The sequence below is a fragment of the Variovorax sp. 05L425 genome (assembly GCF_056397705.1).
In genome coordinates, this window is record NZ_JBFTNY010000001.1 from 356,151 (window position 1) to 376,006 (window position 19,856).

The 19,856-nt window shown below is 62.9% G+C and carries 21 protein-coding genes; 12 read left to right on the top strand and 9 right to left on the bottom strand.

The features are described from left to right. Positions 1 to 39 precede the first annotated feature (39 nt). The 5 genes from AC1DN9_RS01790 (at position 40) to AC1DN9_RS01810 (ending at position 4,370) form a co-directional block, all read left to right on the top strand. On the top strand, positions 40 to 2,811 hold the full coding sequence (locus AC1DN9_RS01790; protein ID WP_478096691.1) for an MGH1-like glycoside hydrolase domain-containing protein: 2,772 nt from the start codon (positions 40 to 42) through the stop codon (positions 2,809 to 2,811). Positions 2,812 to 3,026: 215 nt separating this feature from the next. Beyond that, positions 3,027 to 3,290, top strand: coding sequence for an AbrB/MazE/SpoVT family DNA-binding domain-containing protein (locus tag AC1DN9_RS01795; RefSeq protein WP_478096693.1), 264 nt, complete (start codon positions 3,027 to 3,029; stop codon positions 3,288 to 3,290). Positions 3,291 to 3,313: 23 nt separating this feature from the next. Beyond that, on the top strand, positions 3,314 to 3,658 hold the full coding sequence (locus AC1DN9_RS01800) for a type II toxin-antitoxin system PemK/MazF family toxin (protein WP_478096695.1): 345 nt from the start codon (positions 3,314 to 3,316) through the stop codon (positions 3,656 to 3,658). Between the two features lie 169 nt (positions 3,659 to 3,827). Then, the gene (locus tag AC1DN9_RS01805) at positions 3,828 to 4,040 is read left to right on the top strand and encodes a hypothetical protein (protein ID WP_478096697.1); all 213 of its coding nucleotides are present in this window, start codon (positions 3,828 to 3,830) and stop codon (positions 4,038 to 4,040) included. Between the two features lie 18 nt (positions 4,041 to 4,058). Beyond that, positions 4,059 to 4,370, top strand: coding sequence for a hypothetical protein (locus AC1DN9_RS01810; RefSeq protein WP_478096699.1), 312 nt, complete (start codon positions 4,059 to 4,061; stop codon positions 4,368 to 4,370). 34 nt (positions 4,371 to 4,404) lie between these two features. Here the strand turns inward: AC1DN9_RS01810 and AC1DN9_RS01815 are convergent, their stop codons facing one another. From AC1DN9_RS01815 to AC1DN9_RS01825, 3 genes are all read right to left on the bottom strand, one after another. Then, a complete protein-coding gene (locus tag AC1DN9_RS01815) occupies positions 4,405 to 4,725 on the bottom strand; it encodes a hypothetical protein (RefSeq protein WP_478096701.1) in 321 nt (106 codons plus the stop codon). A 164-nt stretch (positions 4,726 to 4,889) separates the two neighbouring features. After that, complete coding sequence (locus AC1DN9_RS01820; RefSeq protein WP_478096703.1) at positions 4,890 to 5,246, bottom strand: hypothetical protein; 357 nt, start codon at positions 5,244 to 5,246, stop codon at positions 4,890 to 4,892. A 104-nt stretch (positions 5,247 to 5,350) separates the two neighbouring features. Further along, positions 5,351 to 5,575: a hypothetical protein gene (locus AC1DN9_RS01825; RefSeq protein WP_478096705.1), complete on the bottom strand. Its 225-nt coding sequence runs from the start codon at positions 5,573 to 5,575 to the stop codon at positions 5,351 to 5,353. Positions 5,576 to 6,319: 744 nt separating this feature from the next. Between AC1DN9_RS01825 and AC1DN9_RS01830 the strand changes: the two genes are divergently transcribed. From AC1DN9_RS01830 to AC1DN9_RS01840, 3 genes are all read left to right on the top strand, one after another. After that, entirely contained in the window at positions 6,320 to 6,721 is a 402-nt protein-coding gene (locus AC1DN9_RS01830; RefSeq protein WP_478096706.1) for a GreA/GreB family elongation factor, read from the top strand. 94 nt (positions 6,722 to 6,815) lie between these two features. After that, complete coding sequence (locus tag AC1DN9_RS01835; protein WP_478096708.1) at positions 6,816 to 7,100, top strand: universal stress protein; 285 nt, start codon at positions 6,816 to 6,818, stop codon at positions 7,098 to 7,100. A gap of 38 nt (positions 7,101 to 7,138) precedes the next feature. After that, positions 7,139 to 7,534 carry a GreA/GreB family elongation factor gene (locus tag AC1DN9_RS01840; protein ID WP_478096709.1) on the top strand — a complete coding sequence of 132 codons (396 nt, stop codon included), beginning with the start codon at positions 7,139 to 7,141 and terminating at the stop codon, positions 7,532 to 7,534. Positions 7,535 to 7,563: 29 nt separating this feature from the next. On the opposite strand, the gene AC1DN9_RS01845 is transcribed toward AC1DN9_RS01840, so the two are convergent. After that, positions 7,564 to 8,358 (bottom strand): CBS domain-containing protein, encoded by a 795-nt coding sequence (locus tag AC1DN9_RS01845; protein ID WP_478096710.1) that lies wholly within the window; start codon positions 8,356 to 8,358, stop codon positions 7,564 to 7,566. A 127-nt stretch (positions 8,359 to 8,485) separates the two neighbouring features. Here AC1DN9_RS01845 and AC1DN9_RS01850 point away from each other — a divergent pair, with 127 nt between their 5' ends. Further along, complete coding sequence (locus tag AC1DN9_RS01850) at positions 8,486 to 9,250, top strand: YiiX/YebB-like N1pC/P60 family cysteine hydrolase (RefSeq protein ID WP_478096712.1); 765 nt, start codon at positions 8,486 to 8,488, stop codon at positions 9,248 to 9,250. A gap of 17 nt (positions 9,251 to 9,267) precedes the next feature. Here AC1DN9_RS01850 and AC1DN9_RS01855 read toward each other — a convergent pair whose 3' ends face one another. The 5 genes from AC1DN9_RS01855 to AC1DN9_RS01875 all read right to left on the bottom strand — a co-directional run bounded on the left by AC1DN9_RS01855 (position 9,268) and on the right by AC1DN9_RS01875 (position 14,068). Continuing rightward, positions 9,268 to 9,882 carry an RrF2 family transcriptional regulator gene (locus AC1DN9_RS01855; protein ID WP_478096714.1) on the bottom strand — a complete coding sequence of 205 codons (615 nt, stop codon included), beginning with the start codon at positions 9,880 to 9,882 and terminating at the stop codon, positions 9,268 to 9,270. 23 nt (positions 9,883 to 9,905) lie between these two features. Then, positions 9,906 to 11,015, bottom strand: coding sequence for a hypothetical protein (locus tag AC1DN9_RS01860; protein ID WP_478096716.1), 1,110 nt, complete (start codon positions 11,013 to 11,015; stop codon positions 9,906 to 9,908). A 37-nt stretch (positions 11,016 to 11,052) separates the two neighbouring features. Next, on the bottom strand, positions 11,053 to 12,333 hold the full coding sequence (locus tag AC1DN9_RS01865) for a TRAP transporter large permease (RefSeq protein ID WP_478096718.1): 1,281 nt from the start codon (positions 12,331 to 12,333) through the stop codon (positions 11,053 to 11,055). 1 nt (position 12,334) lies between these two features. Then, on the bottom strand, positions 12,335 to 12,898 hold the full coding sequence (locus tag AC1DN9_RS01870) for a TRAP transporter small permease (protein ID WP_478096720.1): 564 nt from the start codon (positions 12,896 to 12,898) through the stop codon (positions 12,335 to 12,337). A 150-nt stretch (positions 12,899 to 13,048) separates the two neighbouring features. After that, a complete protein-coding gene (locus tag AC1DN9_RS01875) occupies positions 13,049 to 14,068 on the bottom strand; it encodes a TRAP transporter substrate-binding protein (RefSeq protein ID WP_478096722.1) in 1,020 nt (339 codons plus the stop codon). 278 nt (positions 14,069 to 14,346) lie between these two features. Between AC1DN9_RS01875 and AC1DN9_RS01880 the strand changes: the two genes are divergently transcribed. The 3 genes from AC1DN9_RS01880 to AC1DN9_RS01890 all read left to right on the top strand — a co-directional run bounded on the left by AC1DN9_RS01880 (position 14,347) and on the right by AC1DN9_RS01890 (position 19,784). Next, the gene (locus AC1DN9_RS01880; protein WP_478096724.1) at positions 14,347 to 14,832 is read left to right on the top strand and encodes a hypothetical protein; all 486 of its coding nucleotides are present in this window, start codon (positions 14,347 to 14,349) and stop codon (positions 14,830 to 14,832) included. A 29-nt stretch (positions 14,833 to 14,861) separates the two neighbouring features. Beyond that, positions 14,862 to 16,973: a TonB-dependent receptor domain-containing protein gene (locus AC1DN9_RS01885; protein ID WP_478096726.1), complete on the top strand. Its 2,112-nt coding sequence runs from the start codon at positions 14,862 to 14,864 to the stop codon at positions 16,971 to 16,973. 393 nt (positions 16,974 to 17,366) lie between these two features. Next, positions 17,367 to 19,784 (top strand): outer membrane protein assembly factor BamB family protein, encoded by a 2,418-nt coding sequence (locus tag AC1DN9_RS01890; RefSeq protein WP_478096728.1) that lies wholly within the window; start codon positions 17,367 to 17,369, stop codon positions 19,782 to 19,784. Positions 19,785 to 19,856 lie beyond the last annotated feature (72 nt).

Sequence of the window (19,856 nt, forward strand, 5' to 3'; positions counted from 1 at the left end):
ACATGGTGCCCAATCATGGCTCCTCAAGGAGAACGTCCCATGAGCACTGAACCAGCGGAAAAGCGCCGGCTCGACGACGCGCATGCGAATCTCGCAGCCTGGAAGAAGTGGGGGCCGTATCTCAGCGAGCGGCAATGGGGAACGGTTCGCGAGGACTACAGCGACAACGGCGATGCCTGGAACTACTTCACCCACGACCAGGCCCGCTCGCGCGCCTATCGCTGGGGCGAGGACGGCCTGGGAGGCATCAGCGACGACCACCAGATACTGTGCTTTGCCCTGGCGCTGTGGAACGGCCGCGACCCGATCCTGAAGGAGCGCGCCTTCGGACTGGCCAACAGCGAAGGCAATCACGGCGAGGACGTCAAGGAGTACTACTTCTATCTCGACTCGACGCCGACGCACTCGTACATGAAGTACTTGTACAAGTATCCGCAGGGGGCCTATCCGTACAACGACCTCGTCTCCACCAACCGTGGTCGCGGCAAGCAGGACCCGGAATACGAGTTGCTGGACACCGGCGTGTTCGACGACAACCGCTACTTCGACGTCTTCGTCGAATACGCGAAGGCGGCGCCCGACGATGTGCTGGTGCGGATCACCGCCTTCAATCGCGGTCCTGATGCGGCGCCGCTGCATCTGTTGCCGACGCTGTGGTTCCGAAACACGTGGACGCAGCAGGGTGGGGGCTCGAAGCCGGTGCTGGAGCGTGTGGCCTCCACCGGGCCTGCGACCGTCCGCGCCCGTCACACCGATCCGCTGTTCCTGGAATCGCTGGACGAGTACTACCTCCATGGCGAGGGCGACGTGCCGTTGCTCTTCACCGAGAACGAAACCAACAACGCGCGGCTCTTCGGCGGGACCAACGCGTCAGCCTATGTGAAGGATGGCATCCACAACTTCGTCATTCACGGTGACCCGGCTGCAGTCAATCCCGCGGGGCGGGGCACCAAGGTGGCGGCCCACTACCAGCTCAATGTCGGCCCCGGACAGTCGCAGGTCGTCCGCCTGCGGTTGACGACCCAAGGGCCCGATACGTTGCCGAAGCCGTTCGACGACTTCGATGCCATCTTTGCGAATCGATTGAAAGAGGCGGACGACTTCTACGCAGCGATGACGCCGCCCGCCGTGCGGGACGACCCGGATCGCGCGAATATCATGCGCCAGGCGCTGGCCGGCATGCTGTGGACCAAGCAGTACTTCTACTACGACCTCGATCTCTGGCTCGACGAGCACGGCGCGGGCAACCAGCTGCCGCAGTCGGAGCGCCGCAAGGTGCGCAATCTCGATTGGGGCCACATGTTCAACGACGACATCATCTCGATGCCGGACAAATGGGAGTACCCGTGGTACGCCGCCTGGGACCTGGCGTTCCACATGATCCCGCTGGGCATGGTCGACCCGGACTTCGCCAAGCAACAGCTCGACCTGATGCTGCGCAACGACTATCTGCATCCGAACGGCCAGCTGCCCGCCTACGAGTGGAACTTCGGCGACGTCAATCCGCCGGTGCATGCATGGGCGACGATGCAGCTTTTCCTGATCGACAAGGAGCGTCGCGGCGACGACGGCGACATCGAGTTCCTCAAGTACGCCTTCTCCAAGCTGCTGGTCAACTTCACCTGGTGGGTCAACCGGAAGGACCGTACCGGCGCCAACGTGTTCGAGGGCGGCTTTCTCGGGCTCGACAACATCGGTGTGTTCGACCGCTCTGCGCCACTGCCCACGGGCGGCTACCTCGACCAGGCCGACGGGACGGCATGGATGGTGTTCTTCAGCCAGCAGATGCTTCGCATCGCGGTCGAACTGGCGCTGAGCGAGCCGTTGTACGAGGAGTTCGTCGAGAAGTTCTTCCAACACACGCTGTTCATTGCAGGCGCGATGGACCGCGTCGGCGAGCGGCAGGACGAGATGTGGGACGAGGAGGATGGCTTCTTCTACGACGTGCTTCGCCTCCCGGACGGTAGCGCCACGCGCCTGAAGGTCCGTTCGATCGTCGGGCTGCTGCCGCTGGCCGGCGTCGCCGTGTTCGAGGAAAACATCATCGAAAAGCTGCCGAGGTTCCGCGAACGTGCGCGCGTGTTCCTGATGCGGCATCCCGAACTCGCGGCGAACATGCATCTGCCGCAGGAGCCGGGCGTGGCCAATCGTCGAATGCTGGCGATCGTCAACGAACAGAAGCTTCGCCGCATCCTCGCACGCATGCTGGACGAGAACGAATTCTTCAGCCCGCATGGCATTCGCGCGCTGTCGCGCGTCCACCGCGATCACCCCTATGTCTTCGAGCACGGCGGGCAGTCGTATCAGGTGGCCTATGTGCCGGGCGATTCCGACTCGGGAATGTTCGGCGGCAATTCCAACTGGCGCGGCCCGGTATGGATGCCGATCAACTTTCTGCTCTACACGTCGCTGGCGCGCCTGTATGCGTACTTCGGCGACGATTTCAAGGTCGAGTGCCCGACCGGATCGGGGCAGATGATGAACCTCCTCGAAGTCGCGAAGGAACTGGGCGAGCGCCTGAGCCGAATCTTCCTGCGCGACGGCGAGGGCCGGCGGCCGGCGCACGGCGCCGCGCACAAGTTCAGCGACGATCCCCATTGGCGCGACCTGGTGCTGTTCTACGAATACTTCCACGGCGACTCGGGTGCGGGCATCGGTGCGAATCACCAGACTGGCTGGACCGGCTGCGTGGCGCGCATCATCCAGACGAACGCGGTGGTGACGAAGGACTTGTTGCTCATGCCGGGCGCCGAGGCGGCGGCGGCGCACGCACTGCGTGTTGCTGCAGCAGCCGAGAATTCCGCACGGTGATTTCGTGGACAAACCTCGCTGCCTCCCCCTGGGCGGATGATCACCCGGACTATTTCGTCCACGGCAGCGAAGCCGATCTGGCGCGAGCACCACAGAACCATTGCCGCTTGTCAACGAAGAGCGGGTCATCGGTGTTCGCCTACGGGCGTATCAACACGTTGACACGTAGGCCGTCGACGTATAAACTCGTGTCAACATATGAAAGTGTGCGCGCCATGGCCAACTCCTCGCTCCGAGTCGAGCAGACCGTCCAGACCTGGGGCAACGGCCTCGCAGTACGCCTGACGGCGCCGGTGGCGCGTGCGGCGCATCTTGCCCGCGGCGTGCCCATCAGTGTTGAAGTTGTGGAAGGTGGAATCTTTTTGCGCGTCACTGGCAAGCCAACCCTGAGCCTGGCGCAAAAGCTCCAGGCCTTTGATCCGAAGCGCCATGGCGGCGAAATCATGGCGGGCGCACGGGTCGGCGCCGAAGTCTTCTGATGGCGGCGGACAGGCCGCGGTGGGTGCCCGAACGTGGCGACATCATCTGGATCGATTTCAATCCGCAGGCTGGCAGGGAGATGAGGGACATGCATCCGATGCTGGTGCTGTCTCCCAAAGTGTTCAACGACCGTACAAGCTTGGTCGTCGGCTTGCCGATGACCACTGCGGCTTACAACGACACGAATCCCTTTGCAGTTCGTTTCACGGGTGCCAAGGGTGTCGTGAGCTATGTGCTCGCGCATCAACCCAAGTCCTTTGATTGGCGGGCTCGGGGCGGCAAAGCGCATCCTTGGAAGCGGGTGCCGCCGGACGTACTCGAGGAGGCGTGCGGGACCTTGAATCAGATCGTCACGCTGACTGACTGATCAGCGAATGGCGTCCCGAGGTCTGCACAGGATCCACGGCCTGGTTCTGGTGCGAATTTTCCGTCGTGACTTGAACTCCAAGCGATGAAGTCAGTCGAACGATGCCGGTTCTCCGAATCGTGACAAAACGCGGCGGCAGTCACCACGACTACGCGGAAAGGAAGACACCATGATCGAAGGCGAGGTAGTGAATGCTGGTGCGTGCGACCCGGATAAGTTGCTCAAGGCGTTGGCGGTCCGCTATGGCTTGATCGGCGCGGAGCTTTGTGCCGAGGTCGCGGATGCCGGCGTTGAAGCGGAGAGAGGCGGCGGTCCCGGCGACCTCATTCGAGGCGAACTTCTTGATTACCGAGTTCGCGAAGCTCGCTACAGCGCTCCGTAGCGCGCGACTGATACCGCCATGCACGCCATCGTGACCATGGCGCGGCTGGCTTCCTCCACGATATCGATGCAGGTCTCTAGATATTCGTTGAGATGCTTGGCAGTCGCAGCGCGGGCCCTGGGCATGCTGATGATCTCCGCTGCGACCAGCGTGGCGGCGACGTTCCTTTCATTCCGACTCCTATCGACTGTCATCGGAGTTGTGGGTCCGCTTTGCCTGATTCTTGCAATCTTGGCGACGGTTGTCGGTCTGGCCGAATTCATGCACCTGACCCAGCAGCCCGATGAGGAGGCGGCAGAGTATGTCAGGCTTCATCCGCTGCGAGACTGAAGTCGAAGGCTTGGCGAAGATCGTTCCTGCGGAACTAAAGTCCGCGGCAGTCAAAGATCCCGGAGAGGGTCTTTTCGAATTGCCTTCCCGCCGCCTCCAGGAGAGATTTGAGACCTTCGCCGCGGCGGATCATGGCTTGGTCGGTGCCGTTGACGCATCCTCGGCGGAGGTCTTCAAGTTCCTTCGCCAGCTTCGCCCGAGTTTCTCTGGTGTGAGTCAGCAGTGTGTGCACTTCAGGGGCTGCCGCCGCGTCAATGGGACGCTGGCTCGACCGGGCCATTAGTTCGTCGATATGCCGGAGACGCGCCTCTGATTCCCGGATGTGCTGCTCGACCAGAGCGCTTGTGCTTTGCATGATTGCCTCTACTCATTCTCAACGCGACATTCGTTTGAGTGTCATATGGATTAGAGGCGCGTTGATGTCTTGGGTTCCGAGGTTTCCGTATCGAATGGAGGAACACGTCCTCGACCCGGCGCTCGTGGGACTGCGTTTCATGGATTGACGAAGCCTTCGGCCGATCACTCGAGCAGCGCTCTCCATTCTGGAGGCATCGCCCCGATCGCACTCGGAACATTCATTTCATAATGCCGCACGGTCGGCTCACGGTCGAGCAGTTTTTGGCGGTCTGCTGGATCGATGGTCGATTTCTGGAGGTCCTCCCCCACGTGCGCCCGAATGTGGGCCATCGAATTCCAGACTGAGACGAAAGCCACTTCGGTACTTCCGTCGCCGAGATCACGGAACAAAGCGACGGCGCGCTGACAGCCTTCGACCGAGCGGTATTCCTTGAGCTTGCTGCGCTCCAAGTGGTCATTGCACTCTTCGCGCAAAGGCGTGAGGATCCAGAACGTCCAGGCGCGAAGTATCGTGTTCATTGAAAGTGTTGTTCGGATCGGTGGAAAGGCTTTCTCAGACGCACCGGTATGGGTCTTTGCGCAGAGCGTCCATTTTCGACCATGATCGTGCTACACGGTGTGATTCACTCCTCGGTTTCGGAGAAGGTCAATGTCGATGCCGGATAGAAGAAGGCAGGTTGCATTCCACACATCAACGTCATGAAGACAAGGGGTGAACTCGCTGACAAAGCCTTGAGATTGAGCCGACGCTCGCGCTCGAGACATTCGAACAGGAACCACGCAACGCGTTCGTACTCCGCGATCTGCGACCGTGCGAGATACGTCAATCGAATGAAGTCTGTTGTCATGCGGATCTCCTCGTCTACTGCTCTATGAAGGCGCATTCCCGCTTCGCCGACGCGAAACCGGTAACTTGAGAATGAGCGGCTTGTTGGAATGATCGGCAGGTGACGTCTGGCTCAACGCACAGAGACGCGCGGCCTACCGCATCAAACAAGAAAGGCAGGAACGCCTTGAATGGGGCACGTAAGAACCATCGAAGTCGCAAGAAGTGATGAGCCGGACGAACACGCCTTCACCCAAGCGGGGGTGCCATGCATCTCGTCAAAGTGGGGCAGGATTCTTGGCATCACGTCCATCGAAGGGGTTGGGAGAAGGGCTTGCAGGCACCATAGCATGAGGAAGTTTGCACTTCAAAGGTGTAGCGTGAGTCGCACCAGAACGTAGGGTCATCGTCATGCAAACTCGCGGCGCAGTGGGTCACTCCGCAGCCGGCGGCCATCTGGCATGAACCATGAGGCCATTGCTTGATTGGGTCGACGGCCACTCGTACACTCGACCGCATGCGTCTTCCGTCTTTCATCAACAGTACCTGCAAAGCTGCAGTGCCCATGCCCTTTTCGGCGGGTGCTGTCCTGCACGCGTGCTGGTTCGCGGTGACTGCTCCGGGACTTCGTCAGCCGGCCGCACATCCTTAAGCCCGGCGATCCACTTCCTCCCTTTCAGCGCAGACCATCGATCGCCGGGCACAAGCCCCGCGCGGTAGTGACCGCCGCTTTTTGCGGCTCGGTCACATTCGATTGGAGTGCGCCATGCATGCAACGATTCAGGGCGAGCGTACGCTCACCGAGCTTGATTTCGCTCGTCTCACCAAGCTGCTCAACGGTCACATGCCGCCGGAACTCGCGGACCTCCTGGCAGCAACGGAAGTCGTCCCGTCACGCCAGGTCGCGGTCGACATCGTCACGATGTATTCGCAAGTGGAGCTTGTCGACGTCCGTACGCGGCGTCGACAAAAGCTCACCGTCTGCTACCCGGGTCATGCCGAGCCCGCCGCAGGATTCATCTCCGTGCTCTCGCCCGTGGGCATGAGCATGCTCGGCTTGCGGGTTGGCTCTGTCGCCACATGGCAAACGCCGAGTGGAGAAGAAGTTTCAGCCGAAGTGGCAGCCGTTCTTTTTCAGCCCGAAGCCAGCGGCGACTACTCGATCTAGCGGCCCGGCGCGACGCCCCGTCGTTTACTCCTACTGCCCCGTCATCTCATGACGGAGCAGCGGGGTTCCCATTTCTGCGACCCAGGAACGACCAATGAACATCAAATCAATCCTCGCCGTCACCGAGCGCCAGGCCGCGGTTCAGCAAGAATACGTCGGTGCCGACCTGGTCGTGGTTGGCAAACGCCGCCGATCGGCGGTCGCCGAGTTCTTCTGTGGAAGCGTGGCGCAACGTCTCTTGTCATGGTCGTCCAGCGATGTGTTGGTCGTGCCCCATGACCATCGTTCGTCAACGCGCGCCGCGGCGAAGCTGAGGCTCGAAGTTGAGCGAGTCGACGGGCGGGGAGCCTTTTTGTCGAACAGAGGGCAGGCACTGTGAACGGCGCACGCTATCTCACCGCGGAAGAATCGATGCTGTTGAGCCGGACTGCGGAACGCTTGCTGCGCTTGGCCGAAGTCGAGCTCAACCTGGGCGAGCACGTCCTCAAGCTGTTGAAGCAAGCGACGCTTCGCCAGATGGACTGCGGACGTGTGGACATCGCCAGCATCAACTCAACCGTTCAGATCCAGATGCTGGGTTGTGGCGATCAGCTCGAGTTCACGCTGGTTTGCCCAAGAGACGCGGATCCTGCTGCGCGCCGCGTGTCGATTCTGACACCGCTTGGGCTGAGCTTCCTGGGTCGCGCTGTCGGTGCGGTTGTACGCGTTCCCTTGGCGAGTGGGCATTCCAGGTGTGCGACGCTTCTCGCGGCATGGAAATGCGCGAAGCTCGCTTTTCATTCGGATTCCGAGGAGGTCCGCGACGTGTGCTGACCGCATGCGCTTCGGGCCCGCGCGCCACGTCAAGTCATCGCTTGCCAGGCGGCCCACGGCATGCGATTGTCTTCCACGGCACGAACTCCGGGCACGTTTTCCGCTGCGACGCGGGCCGCATTTCTCTCGTCTTCGCTTTCGAGCAAGCCGCGGTAGCTCACGATGCCGTCGCGAACATCCACGGCTGACCAATCGGGACGCCACCATCGCTGCTTCTCCAGTTCGGCCAGCAATCGCCGCCTGATGCCCTCGTCTGTCTGCGCGTGGGGCTGCTCAAGGGCCTGCGTCTTCTGGGCGAGTGCTCGGATCAGATCGGCACGGGTCACGATGCCGACCATTTGATTGCCGCGCAGGACAGGGACACGCCTGATGTGACGCGCCTCCAGGATCAACGCAATTTGCCGGAGCGACGTGTCCTCGGTGATCGAAACGACGTGCCGGGTCATGATGTCTTGAGCCCGGCCGGCGTGCGATTTGACGTAGGCGACCGAGTTTCTATCGGGCCTGATCAATCGTGCCCACCAGGAGCGGTCGGGTGCGCCGCCGTCGGTGCCGATCTCGTACCGGTGAAGAAGATCGCCTTCGTTGACTATTCCGACGACGCGTTCGTTCTCTGCGACCAGCACTCCGCTGATGCGCTTCTCGATCAGAAGCGCCACGATCTCACGCACTTGGGTGTCGGGCGCGATGGTGATGACCGGCGTAGTCATGATGTCCTTTGCATTCATCGCCAAGCTCCTTGTGTCATGGACATTTTTGGCTCCTTCACCACGATCATTCTTGGGTGAATGTTCGGTCAACCCGGGCGAGAAGTACAACGACATTTATTGGACTTTCAATGCAATATTGTTCATTTCAAACCCTGTGGACTCTCGTGCATGCGCGTCTCCATTTCGGAACCGAATTGGACAATCGCTCATCCAACGGCGACCTGACAGAGCCGAAAGACCCATGAACAAGCTTCTCGCCGCGCTGGGACAGCGGATTGCCGACTACCTCTGTGCGCCGAAGACGCAAGGCATCATGGTCGCGACGGTCTCGCCGGAACTGCTCGTCGCGACACTGCGGCCCGGTGACGTGCTGCTTGTGGAAGGCAACGCCAGGATCAGCGCGGCGATCAAGTACCTGACCCACTCCAACTGGTCGCACGCGGCGTTGTTCGTCGGCGATGCGATCCCCGGCGCAGCAGGCGATGCCAATCGCTGCACGCTCGTCGAGGCGGACCTGCGCTTCGGCGTGCGTGCCGTCCCGCTCGATGCGTATACCCTGATGCACACCCGCATCTGCCGCCCGGTCGGGCTTTCGCCACCGGACGTGCTGCGGCTGATCGACTATGCAGTCGACCGCATCGGTGAAGGCTACGACTTGAAGAACCTGGTCGATCTGGGGCGCTACTTGCTTCCGATGCCACCCGTGCCGGTACGGTGGCGGCGGCGCCTGATCGCGCTAGGCAGCGGCGATCCGTCGCGCGCCATCTGCTCGACGCTCATCGCGCAGGCCTTCCAGGCATTGCGCTATCCGATCCTGCCGGACATTACTCGCATCGACGCCGACGACCCCGACCGTCGGCACTGCCATCGGGAAGTTCTGCACATCCGGGACCACAGCCTGTACGCGCCGCGGGACTTCGACATCTCGCCCTATTTCGATATCGTGAAACCCGGACTGCAGCATGGCTTCGACTACCACGGGCTGGAGTGGTGCGACCGCGGCTGACGGCTTCGGGGCGCCGTTCATGCCGCCGACTTTTTTCGCACCAAGCGCTTCTTCGGGGTCTCGCGCAGAAGCCTGTTCGTCACGCCGGGCACGATATCGACCGAAGGATTCTTGACCGGCGATCGCCAGGTGATCTCCTGCCACAGGGGAAGGCCTGCGAGCGCCGGACTGGCGTTGGCCAGGTCGGCCAGGCTGTAGCGATCGAGCTCGTCCAGAAATGCCCGGGTCGCGCGGGCCAGCACCGCGGCGAGTTCACATCCACCCGTCAGGACGCATTGGTTGTCAGCGCCGAAGCACTCCACGACGACAAAGTCGCTTTCCAGTTGACGAATCACCGTCCCGATCTTGATCCTGGACGGATGCACTGCCAGCCTCATGCCTCCGTTGCGGCCTCTGACTGTCTCGACCCAGCCGGACTTGCCGAGGATGTGAGTCACCTTCATGAGGTGTGCCTGCGAGATCCCATATGCGTGGGTCAGGTCGGCAATCGTCATCAGGGATTGGGTGCGGGTGGCAAGCACCAACAGTACGCGAAGCGAGTAGTCGGTGAAGAGGGTCAAGCGCATAACAACGATTTTAGCTATTGCTTTGACACCATCGGGCTGCGCAGGGTGACTGGGCGGGGCGCTCACGATTTCGCCCCAGCGACCCAGGCTTAATGGAGATAGGTGCCGACCCAGTCGGCCGCGACCTTGTGCGTGATGCCGAGCGCATCCAACTCCGAGAGCATCTGCGGCGAATAGATTTCCGCGAAAACATCCGCGGGGACGATCGTCCCACCCTTGCCCGTTGCAGTGGTCGAATGCGGGTACGCACGCACCAGCACCGACTCCGCCCGAGTCCAGAGTACCTGCATGAATGCGAGGGTATCGGGTTGTCCTTGAATGGCCGAGTACGTCAGCGGACTGCTGGATTTGGCTGCCAGCAGGTAGTGCTGCATGAACAGCATGAAATCGACCATGCCACCGATGTTTTCGTCGGACATGACATTCTCTTGATAGAGATAGGCCATTTCGGGGGCGCCACGCACCGCCGCTTCCAGAGCGGCAGCACCCGCATAGGCATTGAATTCGTCCAGCAGCGAGGAAAAGTCGTTGCGCGAGTTGCCAGCTGTGTCCGTGATATAGGCGTCGAAGCGCGCGGCGCGGGAGACTTTCAACGCCGCCGGATACGTGCTGTCCACGATCACGCGATTTGCGGTGTCTCCCATGCGCGTGCCGGTCAAGTGAACTTGCCCATCGAGAAGGTATCGCGAGTACCCATCTCCGCTGCAAATAGCCGATATCAGGAAATCGATGACGTGATTCGTTTCATGAACGCCGGTTCCGAGCGTGCCAAGCGTCACCGCCCTACCCGAGCTTCGAACCCACCACATTACGTCGGCGGGTGAGCGCTGGAACATGTCATAGCTGTGCGCGGCATCCTGGCTCAGAAGAACGTCGTTGACTTCCTGCATGTCAGCCCCGGTGATCGCAGGCGAGGGGACCGGATTGCCGGTGATCCGTGCGCAATCCGTCAGTGTCAGCGTCACGCCGGGACCCGCCGCCTCCGTGGGGACGGGGTTTTTTGCAGGCGCCGGCGTTTCCTGCGCTGGGGCCGATTCGGTCGTGGTCGTCGTCGGGACGGCTGCGACGCCGCCACTGCCCGCGCCACCTCCGCCTCCACCCCCACCTCCGCAGCCGACAAGGGCGAAGGTTGCCAGGATGGCGGCGACGGAGTTTGCGAGTACCAATTTTTTCATGTGCTTTCGGACCAGTTCTCTCATGTTGATGGAAGGGTGCTGCCAAATGGCGACAGGCAAGTTACTTGTAGAACCAGTGGGCCGGCACGGTCACCAGTTCGGGCACCAACACCATCGCGAACATGATGACGAACAGCACCAACATGAACGGCATCACACCGCGGGTGACCGAGTCCATGCTCACCTTGCCGACGCCCGCCACTGTGTTCAGCACCACGCCCACCGGCGGGGTGATCAGGCCGATGGCGTTGTTGATGATGAACAGCACGCCGAAGTAGACCGGATCGATCCCCGCGGCATTGACCAGCGGCATCAGCACCGGGCTCAGGATCAGGATCGTGGGCGTCATGTCCAGTGCCGTGCCGACGATCATCACGATCACCATGACGCAGGCCATCAGCAGGCGCGGGCTGTCGAGCAGCGGGCTCAGCAGCCCCACGACCTGCCCCGGGATGTTGGCGACAGTGATCAGCCAGGCGCTCACGGCTGACGCGGCGATGATGAACATGATCAGCGCGGTCGTGCGCGCGGCCGAGATGAACACCTCGAGCAACTGCGAGAACTTGAACTCGCGATACACGAAGGTCGACACGATCACGGCGTAGACCGCCGCCACGACACCCGCCTCGGTCGGCGTGAAAACGCCCATGCGCAGCCCGATGATGATGATGAACGGCATCACCAGCGCCCAGGCCGCATCGCGGATGGCGCGCAGGCGCTCGCCCCAGCTGACCTTGGGCGGCGGCTCGATCTTCTCGTGCCGTGCCAGCCAGCCCCAGGTGATCCACAGCGACCCGGCCAGCATCAGGCCCGGGAAGATCCCGGCGAAGAACAGCTTGGCGATCGAGACGTTGGCGATGACGCCGAAGACCACCAGGCCAATGCTCGGCGGAAACACCGGTGCGATGCTGCCCGCCGCGGCGATCAGGCCGGCCGAGCGCGCCTTGTCGTGGCCGGCGGCCATCATCATGGGCAGCAGCAGGTACGACAGCGCCGCCGCATCGGCGATCGCGGAGCCCGAGAGTGCGGCCAGCAGGCAGGCGGCGACGATCGACACGTAGCCGAGGCCGCCACGCACATGGCCCACCATGACCATGGCCACGTTGACGATGCGCTTGGACAGGCCGCCCACGTTCATCACCTCGCCGGCCAGCAGGAAGAAGGGAACGGCCAGCAGCGGGTAGCTGTTGGCGCCGTTGATCACGTTCTGCGCCAGGATCTGCGGATCCAGCATGTGCAGGTACGCCATCAGCGCGCTTCCGCAGACCAGGAGCGCGAACGAAATCGGGATGCCCACCGCCATGGCGGCGAGCAGGGAGCCGACGAAAACCAGCAGCGTCATTTCAGCCTTCCGATTCCTTGATGATGATCAGGTCGTCATCGCTGATGCGACCCGTGAGCAGTTTGAAGAGGTCGGCCGCGAGGACGAGCGCGGCGGACACGCTGAAGACCAGGCCCACGCCATAGACCCAGGCCATGGACCATCCGGTGGAGGGCGCGGAGACGTCCCAGTTGATGACCGTCTGCGTCCAGGAGCCGCTGAACAACTGCCAGCAGACCATGAACATGAGCACATAGCCGATCACCAGGCAGACCTTGCGGCCGGCGGGCCCGAGCCGCCCGACCAGCACCTCGGTGCCGAGGTGGGCGTGACGGTGCATGCCGACCACGGCACCGAGGAAGGTGAGCCACACGAACAGCCAGCGCGACATTTCCTCCGCGATGTCGAGGCCCGAATTGAACACGTAGCGAAGGATCACGTTGGTGAAGACCAGCACCACCATGCCCGCCAAGCAGCCGGCGATCGCGAATTCGAGGAAGCGGCAGTAGCGGCGCAGGACGCGGTCGAACCAGAGTTCGTCGCCGCCGCCCTCTTCGGGTGAATGCGGCGCGAGAGTGGATGTCATGGGAGGAAGTACCTTGGGAAAAAGAAGGGGTGGGACAGGATGCCCACCCCAAGTCGTTCAGTGAACGGGGAACACCCCGCTCCCGTTCGGCCGAACCTGATCGTTGCCGGTGCGGCGCTTCGACAGGCTCGGCGTGAACGTTCGGGGGCGTTACTTGGCGCTGGCGCGGATGCGGGCCAGCTCGTCGTTGTAGAGCTTCACGATGGCGGGGTCGTAGCTCGCCGCGAACTTGTCGGTCACGGGCTTGACGAGCGCGCGCATGCGGTCCGTCTCGGCCGGCGCGACCTCGTTGTAGACCATGCCCTTGGCCTTCAGGCTCGCCAGCGACTTCTGCGCCGCTTCGCGGCTGACGGCGCGCTGGTAGGCACGGGTCTCGTCGGCGGCTTCCTTCATGAAGCGCTGCTCGGTGGGCGAGAGGCTGTCCCAGAACTTCTTGCTCACCAGCAGGATGTTGGCGGCGTAGACGTGGTTGGTCCCGCTCAGGTACTTCTGCACTTCGTAGAACTTGTTCGACTCGATGACCGAGAACGGGTTCTCCTGCCCGTCGACTGCCTTTGACTCCAGCGCGTTGTAGAGCTCGCCGAACGGCAGCGGCACCGGGTTGGCCTTGAAGGCCTTGAAGGTTTCGAGGAACACCGGGTTGGGGATCACGCGCAGCTTGAGGCCTTCGAAGTCTTCGACCTTGGCGATGGGGTGCTTGCTGTTGGTCGCGTTGCGGAAGCCCAGGTCCCAGTAGCCCAGCGCCACCAGGCCCTTCTCGGGCAGCTTGGCGATCAGCGCCTGGCCGAGCGGGCCGTCGAGCAGGGCGTCGGCCTGCTCGAAGGTGGACACCGCGAACGGGAAGTCGATCAGGCCGAACTCCTTGACGATGCCCACGAGGGATGTGGTCGCCGGAGTGCTGATCTCCTGCACGCCGCCCTGCAGGGCCGACTGCTGCTGGAACTCGGAGCCCAGTTGCGAAGCTGGGTACTCCTGCACCTTGAGCTTGCCGCCGCTCTTGGCGGCCAGCAGTTCGGCGAACTTGTGTTCACCCAGGCTCACGGGGTGGTCGGTGTTGTTGATGTGGCCGAACTTGATCGTGCGTTCCTTGACGTCCTGCGCGTTGGCCGCCGCGGCGCCGAAGGCGAGCAGGGCGGCGCACACGGTGGTGCGGAAGAACAGGTTTTTCATGAGAGCTCCTCGTAAGGCGACGGATCGCCGGGTGAATGGGTGGATGTCTTGCTCCGAAGGGGGCGACGGGACTTTAGGTGCGCCGCTCCGCATCGTTCCGCGCAGCATAACTGTGTTCTGAATTTGAGCGTACAAGGGAAAACCCCTTTTTGTGCTCTTTGTGAACTCCGGATTCGTCCCCGTTGACGTATGCGGGGGAGTCCCTTAACTTCGCGGGTTCATTTTTTGAAACTCTGTTCTTTCTGAGAGAACGTTTGTAAAACGCTTGTGAGATCGACATGACTCTTTTCAATTTGCGCAAATCCCTCTTGCTCCTGGCCTTGTGCCTGCCCGTCGCCGTCTTCGGCCAGCATGGTCACGACGAAGAAGACATCAACGGCGACGGGGGCGACAGGGAAGCTCCCTCCCAGGGCAGCGACAGAAAGGACGACGCGCCCGTGTTCGCCGGCGTGTGGAACGTCCGCTTCGACCGAGGCGGCAGCGCCGTGCTGGACCTGCATGACTGGGACGGCTTCTGGACCGAGAAGGGCCGTTCCGTCATGCCCGCCGTCTGCCAAGGCAAGAAGCTGCCGCTGACGGTGCAACTCACCCACCCGGACCTTGGCCTTTCGTTCACCGTCTTCGCCTCGACGGTGAATCCCAAGTGCCCCAACATCAGCTACCGGTTCAATCCGGTCGATGCCGCCGCCAAAACGATGAAGGCCACGGCCAGGGGCAACGGCCCGGCCACGATGAAGCTGGCGCACAGGCAGAAGAAGTCGTAGCCGCTGGCCCTTCCCATAGCGCTTCATTCATGAAAAACAACGTCTTCTCAGGCGCCTGCCTGCTGGCTATTTCTTCGTTCGCGGTCCATGCACAGACCGCCGCGCCGACCCTTGGCGAGGTCACCGTCTCCACCCCTCGGGGAACCGAGCCGGTGTTCGATGTCGCGGGCTCCGTTGACAGGGTCGAAGGCGCGGACATGCGCGACAGCCGGCTCGGCGTGAATCTCTCCGAAAGCCTGAACTCGGTGCCGGGCCTGCAGATCCAGAACCGCCAGAACTACGCGCAGGACCTGCAGATATCCATTCGCGGCTTCGGCGCGCGCTCCACCTTCGGCGTGCGCGGCGTGCGCCTGTACGTCGACGGCATTCCCGCGACGCTGCCCGACGGACAGGGCCAGACCTCCAACATCGACATCGGCTCGATCGATCACGTCGAAGTCTTGCGCGGCCCCTTCTCCTCGCTCTATGGCAACTCCTCGGGCGGCGTGATCCAGACCTTCACGGAGACTGGTGAAGGCCCGCCCAAGCTGGGCTTCTCGATCGCCGGCGGCAGCTTCGGCACATCGCGCATCGGTTCCATCGTGAGTGGCTCCACGGGTGCAGTGGACTACCTGCTGAGCGGCACCCACTTCGAGACCGACGGCTACCGCGATCACAGCGCAGCGACGCGCGACATCGTCAACGGCAAGCTGGGTGTCACCTTCGACGACGGCAGTCGCCTCAGCCTGGTGGCCAACAGCGTGCACCTGGATGCGCAGGACCCATTGGGGCTCACTGCCGACCAGTACGCGCTGAACCCCCGCAGCGCGACGGTGGCCACGCAGTTCAACACCCGCAAGTCCGTCGACCAGACGCAAGCAGGCCTCACCTACGATCGCCGCATCAATGCCGACAACTCGCTGCAACTCATGGTCTACGGCGGCGAGCGCAAGACCAGCCAGTTCCAGGCCATTCCACCTTCGGCGCAGGTCAATCCGTTGAGTGCCGGCGGCGTCATCGGCCTGTCGCGCGACTTTGGCGGCGTCGACCTGCGCTGGACATCCAGGATGCAACTGGCGGATCGCCCGTTCGAACTCGTGGCGGGGCTGGACTACGACGATCTGCGCGAGCACCGCACGGGCTACGAGAACTACATCGGCTCCGTGGCCAATCCGATCCTCGGCGTGCAGGGCCGCCTGCGGCGCAACGAGATCAACACGGTCAACAACCTCGACCCCTATGTGCAGGGCACCTGGCATTTCGCCGATCGCTGGACGCTCGAAGCCGGTGTGCGCCGCAGCAGTGTCGACTTCGACTCGCAGGACCACTACATCGTGGGGGCCAACGTCAACGACAGCGGCAGCGTGCGCTATGAGCAGACGCTGCCCGTGGCTTCGTTGCGCTACGAGGCGACGCGCGACCTGGCGTTCTACACCTCGGTGGGCCGGGGCTTCGAGACGCCGACGCTGAACGAGCTGTCCTACCGTCCGGACGGCCTGGGTGGGCTCAACTTCGCGCTGCAGCCGGCGACCAACGACAGCGTCGAGGTGGGCGCCAAGGCGCGGATCGTGGGTGGCCTGCTGACGGCGGCGGTGTTCCAGACGCGGACGGATGACGAGATCGTGACCGCCACGAACGTCGGCGGCCGCGCCACCTACCAAAACGCCGGCCGCACGAAGCGCGACGGCTTCGAACTGGCCTGGCAGCACGAGACGGAGAACCACTGGCGCACCCAGTTGGCCTACACCTGGCTCGACGCGCGCTACAGCGATCCGTTCTGCTCGACGGTCCCATGCACCGCGAACAGCTTCGTGCCCGCGGGGAACAAGATTCCGGGGATTGCGCCGCAGATGTTCTTTGCCTCGTTCGGCTGGGTACCGCCTGACGGTTGGCGCGCCGGCACCGAGCTGCGCGCGCTGGCGAGCGTCGAGGCGAACGATCGCAACACTGTCGGCGCGCCGGGCTACGGCCTGGTGGCCCTGTTCGCGGGCTATGTGAAGCACTGGCAGCGCTGGGAATTCAACGCCTTCGCGCGCATCGACAACCTTCTGGACAAGCGCTACATCGGCTCGGTCATCGTCAACGAGGGCAACTTCCGCTACTTCGAGCCGGCCCCCGGGCGCAACTGGACGTTGGGCATGAGTGCGGCGTATCGGTTCTGAAGGCAGCTGGGCCGCGACGGCCTGAACAGCGGGCGTTGTCCGATGGCCAACAAAGCGGGCGAAACGCCCCGCGATCCCGAGCGCGGGGCTTCGGTTGGCTGCGTCATCTTGCGTTCCTTCACAAAAACGTCGGGCGCTGGTGACAACCCTAGTTGATGCCCGATCGTCCACGTCTAGAATTCTGTAATGGAATGGCGTTCTGTAAGACAGAACTACCAAAAACCCACCAACCGCCCCGTTGTTTCTAACAAGGAGACACCCGAAGCCACAGGCCAGGCTTCTATCCGGTTCGTCGCCGGCGTCCTTGCCGGTGTTTGGGTCCGTGGCGACAAGGGACTGAAATCTCCCCAGCGCTCGCACCCGCATAACTCTTTTCCTACCGAGGGATCCAACATGAAGAAACTGTCCCCCATCACGCTCGCGATCGCTGCAGCGGTCATGGGCTTTACCGGCTCGGCTCTGGCTGCCAATGCCGCGGCTCAGGCCGCTGCTCAGGCGATCAAGGCCGAGGCCAAGGCCGACGGCCAGGCACTCGTCGATGCGGCCAAGGCCGATGGCGATGCACTGGTTGACGCCGCCAAGGCGCAGGGCGATGCGCTGATCGCAGCCGCCAAGGCCGCGACCTATCCCAATTCCGCGGCCAAGGCCGCCGCCGTGGCTGACGCTCAACTGCAGAAAGCGGACCTCATCGCCGCGGCCCAGGCGAAGAAGGATGCGCTACTCCTCGACGCCAAGGGGGACAAGGCCGAACTGAAGGCGCAGGCCACCATCGACGCCGCCGCGGCCAAGCAATCGGTCAAGGACTCGCTCAAGGACCATCCCAAGGTCGGCGGCAACCTGGGCAACCAGAACTACAGCGTTCTGGACCAGATCAACAAGGACAACATCAGCCAACTCGGCGCGGCCTGGCAGGTCAACCTCGAAGGCGGCGCCACGACCGGCGACAACCAAAGCTCGCCCGTGGTCTCCAAGGGCGTGATCTTCATGGAAACCGCGCAGGGCCACCTCCAAGCCATCGATGGCAAGACCGGCGCCATCAAGTGGACCTACAACCTGGGCGGCACCGGCGTGCGCCGCGGTCCGGCTGTCGGCGACGGCAAGGTGTTCACCATTGCCAGCGGCTACCTGGCCGCGGTCGATGAGCAAACCGGCGCGGAAATCTGGAAGGTCAAGGCCAACGCCAACTACGGCACGGTTCAGAAGGCTGCGGTGGTGTATGCCAACGGTCTGGTCTATGCCGGCTCGAACGACGGCAACGTCGGCACCGCCTTGGCGTTTGATGCCAAGACCGGCGCGGAGAAGTGGCACTTCTACAGCACGCCTCGCAATGGCGACGACCCGACGGGCGTCATTCCCACCTGGGGCAGCGACCCCGTGGCCGCCGAGGCGTGTGCCCGCGTGGGCGGCGGCGCGCCGTGGATGCACCCGGCGGTCGATCTCGAACTGGGCATGGTGTACTACACCTTCGGCAATGCGCGCAGCTGCGGCTCTTCGCAAAACGGCGCGACCCGTCCGGGAACGAACCTGTACACCAGCTCGATCGTCGCGCTGGACGCCAAGACGGGCGAATACAAATGGCACTTCCAGTCCGTCCACCACGGCATCTGGGACATGGACAACGTGATGGCTCCGGTGTTTGCCGACGTCAAGATCTATGGCGCGGACCGCAAGGTGCTGGCCTACGGCAGCAAGTCGGGCATGTACTTCATCCTCGATCGCAAGACCGGCGAAGCGCCCCTGGGCATCACCGAGCGGTCCGTACCGCAGGAAGAGCGCCAGTTGACCTCGGCCACCCAGCCGTACCCGAACCAGGGCGGCTATCTGGAGGACTGCGTGGCGCCGTCCGACCTCGGCGGTCCGATCCCCGGCAATCCGAACCGCGCGGTTCCGAACTATGCACAGGGTTGCATGTACGACGCCTTCTGGATGCAGAACCTCGGCGAGAAGAAGCCGATTCTGACGGCGCCGAGCCACAACGGCGGCGCCAACTGGAACGCCCAGTCCTTCAGCCCGAAGACGGGGCTCTTCTACACCGGCTATGCCGTCTCGGCGGCCGCTCACTACACGGAAGCAGGCTCCAACGGTCAGCGCGCCATCGGTGAATACCAGTCCGGCGGCATCGTGGCGGTGAATGCCAGCACCAACGAAGTCGAGTGGCGCGTTCCGGAACCCTATGACCTGGCGCATGGCAACGGTTTCCTGAGCACCGCCGGCAACGTCGGCTTCATCGGCATGCCCGACGGCAACCTGATCGCGCTCAACGCGAAGAACGGCAAGGAACTGTGGCGCTTCCAGACTGGCGCGGGCATCAGCGCCAGCCCGGTCTCCTACGAGATCGACGGCGAGCAGTACGTCGCCATCTATGCCGGCGGCACGGGCATTCCTTACGGCAACGCGGTGACGCGCGGCGACAAGCTGTGGGCCTTCAAGCTCGGCGGCACGCATACGCAGGCTGCCGCTCCGGCGCCGATCGACACGCGCCGTGCGGTGGGCGGAACGGCTACCGAAGGTTCGACCGTCAACAACACCGTGCTGCTGGGCCGCACCACGGCGACGAGCGCCGAAGCCGGGCTGACGCAGACGGCGGGTAACTACCCGAACAACCTGCGCGTGCCGCTGGGCACCACGGTGACGTTCACCAACCCCGAGAGCAACAGCCGCGAGTACTGCGCCACGCAGTTCTTCGAAGGTCTGTTCGATCCGCATCTGCGACCGGGCGAGTCGTACTCGTACACCTTCAGCAAGAAGGGCGACTACTTCTACAACGATTGCACGAACCCGCTGTCCACGGGCAAGGTGACGGTGTATTGATTGGTTGAATGGCCCCGCGCTTCGCGCGCGGGGCCATTTGCCTTTCCTCTTTCCTATTCGCAGTCGGTCAGG

Coding starts and splice junctions, on each gene's coding strand:
- AC1DN9_RS01820 (WP_478096703.1), bottom strand. CDS start 5,246: ATGAACACGATACTTCGCGCCTGGACGTTCTGGATCCTCACGCCTTTG.
- AC1DN9_RS01790 (WP_478096691.1), top strand. CDS start 40: ATGAGCACTGAACCAGCGGAAAAGCGCCGGCTCGACGACGCGCATGCG.
- AC1DN9_RS01850 (WP_478096712.1), top strand. CDS start 8,486: ATGAACAAGCTTCTCGCCGCGCTGGGACAGCGGATTGCCGACTACCTC.
- AC1DN9_RS01860 (WP_478096716.1), bottom strand. CDS start 11,015: ATGAGAGAACTGGTCCGAAAGCACATGAAAAAATTGGTACTCGCAAAC.
- AC1DN9_RS01885 (WP_478096726.1), top strand. CDS start 14,862: ATGAAAAACAACGTCTTCTCAGGCGCCTGCCTGCTGGCTATTTCTTCG.
- AC1DN9_RS01830 (WP_478096706.1), top strand. CDS start 6,320: ATGCATGCAACGATTCAGGGCGAGCGTACGCTCACCGAGCTTGATTTC.
- AC1DN9_RS01865 (WP_478096718.1), bottom strand. CDS start 12,333: ATGACGCTGCTGGTTTTCGTCGGCTCCCTGCTCGCCGCCATGGCGGTG.
- AC1DN9_RS01825 (WP_478096705.1), bottom strand. CDS start 5,575: ATGACAACAGACTTCATTCGATTGACGTATCTCGCACGGTCGCAGATC.
- AC1DN9_RS01875 (WP_478096722.1), bottom strand. CDS start 14,068: ATGAAAAACCTGTTCTTCCGCACCACCGTGTGCGCCGCCCTGCTCGCC.
- AC1DN9_RS01805 (WP_478096697.1), top strand. CDS start 3,828: ATGATCGAAGGCGAGGTAGTGAATGCTGGTGCGTGCGACCCGGATAAG.
- AC1DN9_RS01870 (WP_478096720.1), bottom strand. CDS start 12,898: ATGACATCCACTCTCGCGCCGCATTCACCCGAAGAGGGCGGCGGCGAC.
- AC1DN9_RS01795 (WP_478096693.1), top strand. CDS start 3,027: ATGGCCAACTCCTCGCTCCGAGTCGAGCAGACCGTCCAGACCTGGGGC.
- AC1DN9_RS01810 (WP_478096699.1), top strand. CDS start 4,059: ATGCACGCCATCGTGACCATGGCGCGGCTGGCTTCCTCCACGATATCG.
- AC1DN9_RS01835 (WP_478096708.1), top strand. CDS start 6,816: ATGAACATCAAATCAATCCTCGCCGTCACCGAGCGCCAGGCCGCGGTT.
- AC1DN9_RS01845 (WP_478096710.1), bottom strand. CDS start 8,358: ATGTCGTTGTACTTCTCGCCCGGGTTGACCGAACATTCACCCAAGAAT.
- AC1DN9_RS01815 (WP_478096701.1), bottom strand. CDS start 4,725: ATGCAAAGCACAAGCGCTCTGGTCGAGCAGCACATCCGGGAATCAGAG.
- AC1DN9_RS01890 (WP_478096728.1), top strand. CDS start 17,367: ATGAAGAAACTGTCCCCCATCACGCTCGCGATCGCTGCAGCGGTCATG.
- AC1DN9_RS01880 (WP_478096724.1), top strand. CDS start 14,347: ATGACTCTTTTCAATTTGCGCAAATCCCTCTTGCTCCTGGCCTTGTGC.